This is a genomic window from Pseudomonas sp. QLc11A (genome assembly GCF_052112305.1).
In the GTDB taxonomy this organism is placed as follows: Bacteria; Pseudomonadota; Gammaproteobacteria; order Pseudomonadales; family Pseudomonadaceae; genus Aquipseudomonas; species Aquipseudomonas laurylsulfatiphila.
Genome location: NZ_JAVAJJ010000001.1, coordinates 126,771 through 138,491, shown reverse-complemented (window position 1 = coordinate 138,491; position 11,721 = coordinate 126,771). Strand labels below are relative to the sequence as shown.

Sequence of the window (11,721 nt, the reverse complement as noted above, 5' to 3'; positions counted from 1 at the left end):
ACATGAACAGTGCCAAGAAAGGTTCCTTGACCTTGCTGGCCGGCGCGATGCTACTGGCAAGTGCGGCAGCCTTCGCGACTGTGGAGCCGGCTGCCCCCGCCAAGCCGGCCTCTGTTGCCAAGGAACTGCAACAGGCCAAGACCTACACCGTCAGCAGCGCGCCGACCGCGCCGCTGGAACTGGCCAAGCCGACGCTGCCGGACGTCTCGGGCTACACCGCCGAGGCCATCGCGAAAAAAATCGTGCGCAGCAAGGTCGGCAAAGTCAGCCTGCGCCGGATGATGCAGGAAGACGCCCTGAAGGACTTCATCGGTGGCGACAACAAGATGGCCGAGTGGGTGGTGCGTCAGCACGGCATCCCGCAGGCGATCTTCGTCGACGACGGCTACATGAACCTCAAGGACGTGGCGAAGAAACTGCCGAAGTACGTCATCGAAACGTCACCGGGCGTTTACCTCGCCAGGCTGCCGATCGTGGTCGGTCGTCACGGCATCCTCGAAATCGACAAACAGACTCAGGAACTGCGCCTGTCCCAGGAGGGCGGTGCGTTCCTGGTCAACGACGGTCAGTTGTTCGTACGCGATACCAAAATCACTGGCTGGCGCGAAAAGGACAACGGCCCGGCAACGTTCAATTCGCCGAAGGAATTCCGTCCGTTCCTGCTGTCCTGGGGCGGCACCGAGACCTACATCGCCAACAGCAAGATCGCCAGTTTCGGCTATGCCAACAGTAAGTCCTACGGCGTGAGTATTTCCCAGTACACGCCGAACATGGCCAAGGTGCTCAAGCGTCCTGAGCCGACCGGCTGGATCGTCGGCTCCGAGTTCTCGGACATGTGGTACGGCTTCTACTGCTATGAGACCCGCGACTTCGTGGTCAAGGGCAACACCTACAAAGACAACATCGTCTACGGCATCGACCCGCACGACCGTTCCCACGGCCTGATCATTGCCGACAACACGGTCTACGGGACCAAGAAGAAGCACGGGATCATTATTTCCCGTGAGGTCAACGACAGCTTCATTTTCAACAACCGCAGCTACGACAACAAGTTGTCGGGCCTGGTGATCGACCGTAACAGCGTGAACAACCTGATCGCCTACAACGAGATCTACCAGAACCACACCGACGGCATCACTCTCTACGAGAGTGCCGACAACCTGCTGTGGGGAAACAAGGTCATCAGCAACCGTCGCCACGGCATCCGCATTCGTAACAGCGTGAACATTCGCCTGTACGAAAACGTCGCCATGGCCAACGGGCTGACCGGCGTCTACGGCCACATCAAGGACCTGAGCAACACCGACCGTGACATCAAGCTCGACCCGTTCGACGCCCAGGTGTCGCTGATCGTGGTCGGCGGTGAGCTGGCGGCCAACGGCAGCGGCCCGCTGTCCATCGACTCGCCGCTGAGTGTCGAGTTGTATCGCGTGTCCATGCTCGCCCCGACCAAATCCAGCGGTATCAGCTTCACCGGCATCCTTGGCGAGCGTCAGGATGAAATTCTCGACCTGCTGGTGCGCCAGCAGAAAGCCGTGCTGATCGACCCCGTCGAACGCCAGACCGAAATGCAGGACTGAGGATAATCTTATGCACCCACACTTGATCAAATTACTCAGCCTGTCGGCCCTGACCGCCGGCATTCTCGCGGCCAGCACTGGCGCGCGTGCCGATGAAGTTCAAGCGCCCAAGTTCAGCGCCGAACCGTGCTGCAGCCTGTGCCCGGCCGCTCACGATGCGAAGAACTACACCACCCGCTATCAGCAGAACTTCACCACGCTGGTACAGGCCCAGGGCGACTGGCTGTTCCGTACGCAAGAAGACTTGCGCACAGAATTCGACACCACGCCCGCCGGCTACAAACGCATGAAGCAATTGCACGATGCGTTCAAGAGCAAAGGCGTGGAACTGGTTGTCGTGTACCAGCCGACCCGTGGCCTGGTGAACCGCAACAAGCTCAACCCGGCGGAGAAAGCCAGCTTCGACTTCGACAAGGCGCTGAGGAACTACAAGACCATGCTGGGCCGTTTCGCGCAGATGGGCTACGTCGTTCCGGACCTGTCGCCGCTGACCGACGAGTCGCTGCCCGAGACTCTTCCCGCCCACGACTTCTACTTCCGCGGCGACCAGCACTGGACCCCGTACGGTGCCCAGCGCACGGCGAAAATCGTCGCCGAGAAGGTCAAGCAATTGCCTGAATTCGCCGACATTCCCAAGCGCGAATTCGAGACCAAAAAGTCAGGTCGCATGGGCAAGACCGGAACGTTGCACAACATGGCCGGTCAACTCTGTGGCACCAGCTACGCGATCCAGTACATGGATCAGTTCATCACCGAGCCGAAGGGCGAAGCGGGCGATGGCGATCTGTTCGGCGATTCCGGCAATCCGCAAATCACCCTCGTGGGTACCTCCCACAGTGGCAAGAACTACAACTTCGCCGGTTTCCTCGAAGAGGCCATCGGCGCCGACATTCTCAACGTGGCGTTCCCCGGCGGCGGCCTGGAAGGTTCGATGCTGCAGTATCTGGGCAGCGACGAGTTCCAGAAGAACCCGCCGAAGATTCTCATCTGGGAATTCTCGCCGCTGTACCGCCTCGACCAGGAAACCATCTACCGCCAGATGATGGCGCTGCTGGACAACGGTTGCGAAGGCAAGGATGCACAGATGTCCGGCAGCGCCACGCTCAAGCCGGGCAAAAACGAATTGATGGTCAACAGCAAGAATATGGACCTGCGCAACAGCAGCCACCAGGTCGACATCCGCTTCGCCGATACGTCGGTGAAAACCCTGCAAGCCACCCTCTGGTACATGAACGGTCGCCACGAGGACATCAAGATCGACAAACCGGAAACTTCCGAGACTGACGGGCGTTTCGCTTTCGAGTTGCGCACGGACGAAGACTGGGCCTCGCAGAACCTGCTGGCCGTTGAAGTCCAGGGCCCCGAAGCCGGTGCCACGCCTCAGAAAGTCGAAGCGAAAATCTGCAAACGCAACGTATTCCCGAGCGCCGAGCAGCGTACTGCTTCGGTCGGGCAATGAGGTCTGCTATGCGAAATCCGAAACTGAAGCATCTGTTGGCACCGACGCTGTTGAGCCTGGCGATGTTTGCTGGCGCCACACAAGCGGCGGCGCCATTGCGTCCGCCACAGGGTTACTTTGCACCGATAGAGAAGGTCAAAACCGGCGACAAGAGCGAAAGCTGCGATGCGATGCCGACGCCCTACACCGGCTCGTTGCAATTTCGCAGCAAGTACGAAGGTTCGGACAAGGCCCGCTCGACCCTGAACGTGCAGTCGGAAAAAGCCTTCCGTGAAAGTACTGCCGACATCACCAAGATCGAGCGCGGCACCAGCAAGCAAGTGATGCAGTTCATGCGTGACGGTCGCCCGGAACAACTGGAATGCACGCTCAATTGGTTGACCGCGTGGGCCAAGGCCGATGCCTTGATGTCCAAGGACTTCAACCACACCGGCAAGTCGATGCGTAAATGGGCGTTGGGCAGCATGGCGTCTTCATACATTCGCCTGAAGTTTTCCGACTCCCGTCCGCTGGCCAACCATCAGCAAGAGTCGCAGTTGATCGAAGCCTGGTTCAGCAAGATGGCCGACCAGGTGGTCAGCGACTGGGACAACCTGCCGCTCGAGCAGACCAACAACCACTCGTACTGGGCCGCGTGGTCGGTGATGGCCACTTCCGTCGCCACCAACCGCCGCGACCTGTTCGACTGGGCCGTGAAGGAATTCAAGGTCGGCGCCAACCAGGTCGACGCCAGCGGTTATCTGCCCAACGAACTCAAGCGTGAACAACGGGCGCTGGCGTACCACAACTATGCCCTGCCGCCGCTGGCGATGATCGCCAGTTTCGCCCAGGTCAACGGTGTGGACTTGCGTCAGGAAAACAACGGTGCATTGAAACGCCTGGGAGATCGGGTGCTGTCCGGGGTGAAAGACCCGGATGAGTTCGAGGAAAAGAACGGCAAGGAACAGGACATGACCGACCTTAAGGTCGACTCGAAATTCGCCTGGCTCGAACCGTTCTGCACGCTCTACACCTGCTCGCCCGAGGTGCTGGCGAAGAAGCACAAGATGCAACCGTTCAAGACCTTCCGCCTCGGCGGTGACCTGACCAAGGTCTACGACCCGGCCAATGAAAAGGGCAGCAAGGGTTCTTGAAGACAGACACAAAACCTGTGGGAGCGAGCTTGCTCGCGATAGCGGTCTGACATTCAACATCGATGTCGACTGACACTCCCTCATCGCGAGCAAGCTCGCTCCCACAGGGTTAGTGCAGGACATGAGTTTTTGTGTGTTGCCCTCCAGATTTTTTTGGGGGGTTTGGGGGGGCCGTTGGCCCTTGACTGTTGGTTAAACATGGAGAGATCGGGATGGTATTTTCATCCAACGTGTTCCTGTTTCTGTTCTTGCCGATCTTCCTCGGCTTGTACTACCTGAGCGGGCAACGCTATCGCAATTTGCTGCTGCTGATTGCCAGTTACGTGTTCTACGCCTGGTGGCGTGTGGACTTCCTCGCACTGTTCGCCGGCGTCACGCTGTGGAACTACTGGATCGGCCTGAAAGTCGGGGCCGCCGGGGTCAGGACCAAACCGGCGCAGCGCTGGCTGCTGCTCGGCGTGGCCGTCGACCTGTGCATCCTCGGCTACTTCAAGTACGCCAACTTCGGCGTCGACAGCATCAACGCGATGATGACGTCGGTGGGCCTGGAACCCTTCATCCTGACCCACGTGCTGCTGCCGATCGGGATCTCGTTCTACGTCTTCGAGTCCATCAGCTACATCATCGACGTCTACCGTGGCGACACCCCGGCGACCCGCAACCTGATCGACTTCGCAGCGTTTGTGGCGATCTTCCCGCACTTGATCGCCGGTCCCGTGTTGCGCTTTCGCGACCTGGCCGACCAGTTCAACAACCGCACCCATACCCTCGACAAGTTCTCCGAGGGCTGCACGCGGTTCATGCAGGGTTTCATCAAGAAAGTCTTCATCGCCGACACCCTGGCGGTGGTGGCCGACCACTGCTTCGCCCTGCAAAACCCGACCACGGGCGATGCCTGGCTCGGCGCCCTGGCGTACACCGCGCAGCTGTATTTCGACTTCTCCGGCTACAGCGACATGGCCATCGGCCTGGGCTTGATGATGGGTTTCCGTTTCATGGAAAACTTCAAGCAGCCGTATATCAGCCAGTCGATCACCGAGTTCTGGCGGCGCTGGCACATCAGCCTGTCGACCTGGCTGCGTGACTATCTGTACATCACCCTGGGCGGCAACCGCAAAGGCACGTTGATGACCTATCGCAACCTGTTCCTGACCATGCTGCTCGGTGGTCTGTGGCACGGCGCGAACATCACCTACATCGTCTGGGGTGCTTGGCACGGCATGTGGCTGGCGATTGAAAAAGCCATCGGCCTGAACACCTCGCCACGCAGCATCAACCCGATCCGCTGGGCACTGACCTTCCTGCTGGTGGTGATGGGCTGGGTGATCTTCCGTGCGGAAAACCTGCACGTGGCCGGGCGCATGTACGGCGCGATGTTCAGCTTCAGCGACTGGTCGCTGTCGGAACTCAACCAGGCCAGCCTCACCGGCCTGCAAGTGGCAACGCTGATCGTAGCCTACGTGACCCTGGCGTTTTTCGGCCTGCGCGATTTCTACAGCAATCAGCCTCCGGTCAAGACCAAGCCTGCAGTGAACGTCGACGCCGACGGCCCTGCCGCTGCGACACCGGGAACGATCAAGGCCGTGCCTGGGGATAACCCGGCGAGCATCCACCAGCCTGGCTACACCGTCGGCGTCGAAGCCCAGGTGCAACCGGCCTACTGGACCGCTGACTGGTCGCGCTACGTGATGCGTGCGCTGGTGCTGCTGCTGTTCATCGCCTCGATTCTCAAACTCTCGGCGCAAAGCTTCTCGCCGTTCCTTTACTTCCAGTTCTGAGGGATCTGACCATGACCCGCTCATTACGCATCTTCTACATCGCGCTGTTCCTGGTGACCCTGCTGGTGCTCGGTCTGTGGTCGGTGCGCAGCTTCTTCGGCTTCAGCACCAACGCGGATGCGACGGTGCTCAACGGCCGCTGGAGCAAAGCCGTGGAAACGCACTACGACGACGAGTTCCCGATCAAGCGCCTGGGCACCAACCTCTGGGCCGCGCTGGATTTCAAACTGTTCAACGAAGGTCGTCCGGGCGTAGTGCTCGGTCGCGACCAGTGGTTGTACAGCGATGAAGAATTCCACCCGGTGGTCAACGAAGAGCTGAACCTGCAAGGCAACTACGCGCTGGTCGAAGGCGTGCGCCAGACCTTGAAGGAAAAAGGCGTGCAACTGGTGATGGCAGTGGTGCCGGCCAAGGCGCGCCTGTACCCGGAACACCTCGGTGAAGTGAAACCGGCGAGCATCCACGCCAACCTCTACAAGGACTTCCACCAGCGCCTGGCCGCCGACCGGATTCCGGCCCCTGACCTGCTCGGCCCGCTGCAACAGGCCAAGCAGAATGGCCAGCAAGTGTTCCTGCGCACCGACACCCACTGGACGCCGCAAGGCGCCGAGATCGCCGCCAACCGTCTGGCCAGGACCATCGCCGACAAGTACCCGCTGAGCGGCGAGCCGCAGCGCTTCGTCACCGAACCTGCCGAGACCATCACCCACAAGGGCGACCTGCGTCTGTTCCTGCCGCTGGACCCGCTGTTCGAAAACCTGATGCCTAAACAAGAGCAATTGCAAAAGCGCAATACGGTCGCGGCTGAAGACCAGTCCGCCGGTGACGACGCCTTGTTCGCCAACACCGAAGTGCCCGTGGCCCTGATCGGCACCAGCTACAGCGCCAACCCGAACTGGAACTTCGTCGGTGCGCTCAAGCAAGCGCTGAACAGCGACGTGGTCAACTACGCCGAAGACGGTCACGGCCCGATTCTGCCGATGCTCAGCTACCTGAAAAGCGATGCCTTCAAGAACAGCCCGCCACAAGTGCTGATCTGGGAGTTCCCTGAACGATATCTGCCTGTGAACAACGAAATCGGCGACGCCGACCCGCAGTGGGTCGCAGAGCTTAAACAAGCCGGCGCCCGCCAACAAAACGTAGCCATCAACAACAAATCCGAGACGCCCGACCGGGCGCAAAACTGAAAGAGAGGTACACCATGACTTTCACTACTACTCCTCGTCGTCTCGCCAAACGCCTTGCCCTGGTTGCCGGCCTCAGCGTGCTGTCGGTACAGGCTTTCGCCGCTGGCGACGCCGCCCTGTACGGCCCGACCGCACCGAAAGGCTCGACCTTCGTGCGCATCTACAACGCCAGCAACGCCGAAGTCAGCGCCACCGTCGGCAGCACCAACCTGAGCGAGGTTGCGCCACTGTCGAGCACTGACTTCAGCTTCATGCCGGGCGGCGACTACAGCGCCAAGGTCGGTAGCCAGAGCCTGCCGGTGAAACTGGCCGGCGACCACTATTACACCCTGGTCAACAACGCCAGCGGCGCACCGCAACTGATCGAGGAGCCGCCGTTCAAGAACAAGCAGAAGTCCCTGGTCCGCGTACAAAACCTCAGCGACAAGGCGCTGACCCTGAAAACCGCCGATGGCAAGACCGACGTGGTCCCGAACGTTGCGCCCAAGGGTCGCGGCGAGCGTGAAATCAACCCGGTCAAGGTCAGCCTGGCGCTCTATGACGGCACCACCAAAGTCGGCGACGTGAAACCGGTCGCCCTGGAACGCGGTGAAGCCGCGGTGCTGTACGTCACCGGCAGTGGCAGCAGCCTGTCGCCGGTCTGGGTGAAACGCCCGGTATCGACGCGCTAACAAATTTCCGGACTGACCCATGTCCCCTGTAGGAGCGAGCTTGCTCGCGATGAACTCAAAGGTATCGCGTTTCTTCTGGTACCCAACATCATCGTTAGCCTCCATCGCGAGCAAGCTCGCTCCTACAAAGGCCAGCCCGGACACGGAACAAAAACAAGAGTGAAACGACAGAACGCAGTAGCTCTAACCAATCGATATTCCAGGAGTAACAACATGATTCCAGTGATCTTGTCAGGTGGTAGTGGCTCACGTCTTTGGCCGCTTTCCCGCAAACAATTCCCTAAACAGTTCCTGGCCCTGACCGGCGAACACACCCTGTTCCAGCAAACCCTGGAGCGACTGGTGTTCGAAGGCATGGACACGCCCATCGTGGTCTGCAACAAAGACCACCGCTTCATCGTCAACGAGCAATTGGCGGCGCGCAAACTGGAATCCCAGCGCATCCTGATGGAGCCGTTCGGGCGCAACACTGCGCCGGCCGTGGCCCTGACCGCGATGATGCTGGTCAATGAAGGTCGCGACGAACTGATGCTGGTACTGCCGGCCGACCACGTCCTGGAAGACCAGAAAGCCCTGCAACGCGCCCTGGCCTTGGCCACAGTCGCTGCCGAAAATGGTGAAATGGTGCTGTTCGGCGTGCCGGCGACCAAGCCGGAAACCGGTTATGGCTACATCAAGTCGACCAACGATTCGCTGCTGCCCGAAGGCGTCAGCCGCGTCTCGCACTTCGTCGAAAAACCCGACGTGAAGCGCGCCACCGAGTTCGTCCAGTCCGGCGGTTACTTCTGGAACAGCGGCATGTTCCTGTTCCGCGCCAGCCGCTTCCTCGAAGAGTTGAAAAAGCACGATCCGGACATCTACGACACCTGCCTGCTGACCCTGGAACGCAGCCACCAGGACGCCGACACCATCACCCTCGACGAAGCCACCTTCGCCTGCTGCCCGGACAATTCCATCGACTACTCGGTGATGGAAAAAACCCAACGCGCCTGCGTCGTGCCGCTGACCGCCGGCTGGAGCGATGTCGGCTGCTGGTCGTCGCTGTGGGAAGTCAATGCAAAAGACGCCAACGGCAACGTCACCAAGGGCGACGTGGTGATCCAGGACAGCAAAAACTGCATGATCCACGGCAACGGCAAACTGGTGTCGGTGATCGGCCTGGAAAACATCGTCGTGGTCGAAACCAAGGACGCCATGATGATCGTCCACAAGGACAAGGTCCAAGGCGTGAAACAGATGGTCAACACCCTCAACGAACAGGGCCGCAGCGAAACCCAGAACCACTGCGAAGTCTACCGTCCGTGGGGCTCCTACGACTCGGTCGACATGGGCGGCCGCTTCCAGGTCAAGCACATCTCGGTCAAACCGGGCGCGTGCCTGTCGCTGCAGATGCACCACCACCGTGCTGAACACTGGATCGTGGTCAGCGGCACGGCGGAAGTGACCTGTGACGAGAACGTGTTCCTGCTGACCGAGAACCAGTCGACCTACATTCCGATTGCTTCGGTGCATCGCCTGCGTAACCCGGGGAAGATTCCGTTGGAGATCATCGAGGTGCAATCCGGGAGCTATCTGGGTGAGGACGATATCGAGCGGTTTGAAGATATCTACGGGCGGTCTACGCCGGTTGAGCGTGGGGTTGCGGTGAAGACGATCGCGCAGTAAGCCTCTGTAAACCTTGAGCCCCCGATCCACGTGCTGCGTTCCCTATCCGCAGCGGGTGGTTCGGGGGCTTTTTTTGTACTGGTTTTTTGTAGTGCCTCGACTGGCCTCTTCGCGGGCAAGCCCGCTCCCACATTGGACCGGGTGGAACACAACATTCGTGAACAACCAAAAAACCTGTGGGAGCGGGCTTACCCGCGAAGGGGCCCCCACAGTCACCGCGAAAATCTCTCCCATCGCCAATCGCACCTACGCTTAGGTAGGATGCACTTCTCTGCTCCCGAGGTTTGCGCGTCATGTTCATCGGCGTCCTGCTGGTCATCACCTGGCTGATCCTGCTGCTGCGCTATCCGGCCAAGGCCTTGCCCGTTTCCCTGGCCGCCGCCGCTGGGCTGGGCATCGTCGCGACCTGGGTCATCTGGATGGACCACCGCGAACTCAAGCAACTGCAACGCCTGGAGTTGCGCATCAGCTATGCGCCCGAGCACTGCCCGGCCGACCGACCGCTGAAACTGACGATGAACAATGGCAATGACGTGCCGCTGACCGAGTTGCGCTGGCGGGTTGCGGCCTATGCTCCGGGCGACACGGTGAACCTGGCCGACAACCAATACACCGCCCCGCGTTATCGCGGCCCCGGCGAATTGCAGGCCGGTGGCAACTGGGAAGATTGCTTGCCGCTGCCGCCATTGCGCCCTGGCTACCGGCCGGAAACCCTGGAGTTTCGCGCCGAGCGATTGCAGGGTAGTTTTTCCGACTGATCCCTCCCCCATTTTTTGCACAAGGAATGCGCCATGCCCGTTGCGTTGATTACCGGTTGCTCCAGCGGCATTGGCCGTGCCCTTGCCGATGCGTTCAAGGTCGCCGGCTATGAAGTCTGGGCCAGTGCCCGCAAGGCCGAAGATGTCGCGGCACTCAACGCCGCGGGCTTCACAGCCGTGCAACTGGATGTCAACGATGCAGCGGCGCTCGAAGCCTTGAGTGAGCGGATCAACCAGCAAACCGGCGGCCTCGATGTGCTGATCAACAACGCGGGTTATGGCGCCATGGGGCCGTTGCTCGATGGCGGCGTACCGGCCATGCAGCGCCAGTTCGAAACCAATGTGTTCGCCATCGTCGGCGTCACCCGCGCCTTGTTCCCGGTGCTGCGCCGGGCCAAGGGGCTGGTGGTGAATATCGGTAGCGTGTCCGGCGTACTGGTCACGCCATTCGCCGGCGCCTACTGCGCCTCGAAAGCCGCCGTGCATGCCTTGAGCGATGCCTTGCGCATGGAACTGGCGCCGTTCGGCGTGCGGGTCATGGAGGTGCAGCCGGGGGCCATCGCTTCCAGTTTTGCCAAGAATGCCGGGCACGAAGCCGAGCAACTGATCAGTGAGCAATCGCCGTGGTTTCCGCTGCGCGAAGGCATTCGCGCACGGGCCAGAGCTTCCCAGGACAGGCCGACCCCGGCCAGTGAGTTTGCCGCCGGATTGCTCAAGGCCGTGCAGCAAGCCAAACCGCCACGGCTGATCCGTCTGGGCAATGGCAGCCGCGCGTTGCCGCTGATGGCCAGTTTGCTGCCCAAGGGCTTGCTCGAATCCGGGCTGATGAAGCGGTTCGGGTTGCGTGGGCAGCTCTGAGACCGCGTCATCGTTCTTCGCGGGCAAGCCCGCTCCCACAGGTCATGCGCAGATTTTGAAATAGCGCTAATCCTGTGGGAGCGGGCTTGCCCGCGAAGGCGTCAGAACAGACACCACAGAATTTCAGGAAACACCATGACCGACTACACCGAATACTTCGACGAAGTGATCCAGGCCCACGTGGCCATCGAACAATGGCTGGCCGAGGAGCGCGACGCGTCCGATCTCGAAAAACTGCTGACGCGTTTTTCGCCGCAATTTTCCATGGTCTCGCCGCTCGGCCGGGTACTGGACTTTGACGCGCTGAACGAACTGTTCACGCTGGCGGGTGGCAAGAAACTCGGGTTCCGCATTGAGCTCAGCGAGTTGCGTGGCATTGCGTTATACGACGGCGGCGCCACCGTGAGCTACCGCGAGCAACAGACCGATGCGACCGGGCTGCACTCCAGTCGTCGTTCCACGGTTGTGTTCGAGAAGGTAGATGAAAGGATTCTTTGGCGGCATTTGCAAGAGACCTTCTGCTGAACACGACGATCGACTGTAGGAGCGAGCCTGCTCGCGATGGACGTCAACGATAACGCGTGCATTCTGAATACACGCGGCGCGCTCTGGTTCATCGCGAGCAGGCTCGC

General features: G+C 60.4%; 10 protein-coding genes. All 10 read left to right on the top strand.

Translation table 11 applies throughout. The features are described 5' to 3' along the window. Positions 1 to 2 precede the first annotated feature (2 nt). Positions 3 to 1,580 (top strand): mannuronan 5-epimerase AlgG, encoded by a 1,578-nt coding sequence (gene algG / locus Q8X48_RS00665; RefSeq protein WP_015096740.1) that lies wholly within the window; start codon positions 3 to 5, stop codon positions 1,578 to 1,580. A 10-nt stretch (positions 1,581 to 1,590) separates the two neighbouring features. Beyond that, positions 1,591 to 3,039, top strand: coding sequence for an alginate O-acetyltransferase (locus Q8X48_RS00660; protein ID WP_407799158.1), 1,449 nt, complete (start codon positions 1,591 to 1,593; stop codon positions 3,037 to 3,039). An 8-nt stretch (positions 3,040 to 3,047) separates the two neighbouring features. After that, positions 3,048 to 4,172, top strand: coding sequence for a mannuronate-specific alginate lyase (locus Q8X48_RS00655; RefSeq protein ID WP_407799157.1), 1,125 nt, complete (start codon positions 3,048 to 3,050; stop codon positions 4,170 to 4,172). Between the two features lie 212 nt (positions 4,173 to 4,384). Beyond that, on the top strand, positions 4,385 to 5,950 hold the full coding sequence (locus tag Q8X48_RS00650; protein WP_407799156.1) for an MBOAT family O-acyltransferase: 1,566 nt from the start codon (positions 4,385 to 4,387) through the stop codon (positions 5,948 to 5,950). A gap of 11 nt (positions 5,951 to 5,961) precedes the next feature. After that, complete coding sequence (locus Q8X48_RS00645; protein WP_407799155.1) at positions 5,962 to 7,137, top strand: alginate O-acetyltransferase; 1,176 nt, start codon at positions 5,962 to 5,964, stop codon at positions 7,135 to 7,137. Between the two features lie 14 nt (positions 7,138 to 7,151). Beyond that, on the top strand, positions 7,152 to 7,808 hold the full coding sequence (locus Q8X48_RS00640; RefSeq protein ID WP_015096745.1) for an alginate O-acetyltransferase AlgF: 657 nt from the start codon (positions 7,152 to 7,154) through the stop codon (positions 7,806 to 7,808). A gap of 213 nt (positions 7,809 to 8,021) precedes the next feature. Next, entirely contained in the window at positions 8,022 to 9,473 is a 1,452-nt protein-coding gene (locus tag Q8X48_RS00635; protein WP_015096746.1) for a mannose-1-phosphate guanylyltransferase/mannose-6-phosphate isomerase, read from the top strand. 293 nt (positions 9,474 to 9,766) lie between these two features. Continuing rightward, entirely contained in the window at positions 9,767 to 10,231 is a 465-nt protein-coding gene (locus tag Q8X48_RS00630) for a multidrug transporter (protein WP_407799154.1), read from the top strand. 33 nt (positions 10,232 to 10,264) lie between these two features. Further along, complete coding sequence (locus tag Q8X48_RS00625; protein ID WP_015096748.1) at positions 10,265 to 11,089, top strand: SDR family oxidoreductase; 825 nt, start codon at positions 10,265 to 10,267, stop codon at positions 11,087 to 11,089. Positions 11,090 to 11,224: 135 nt separating this feature from the next. Beyond that, on the top strand, positions 11,225 to 11,614 hold the full coding sequence (locus Q8X48_RS00620; RefSeq protein ID WP_407799153.1) for a DUF4440 domain-containing protein: 390 nt from the start codon (positions 11,225 to 11,227) through the stop codon (positions 11,612 to 11,614). Positions 11,615 to 11,721 lie beyond the last annotated feature (107 nt).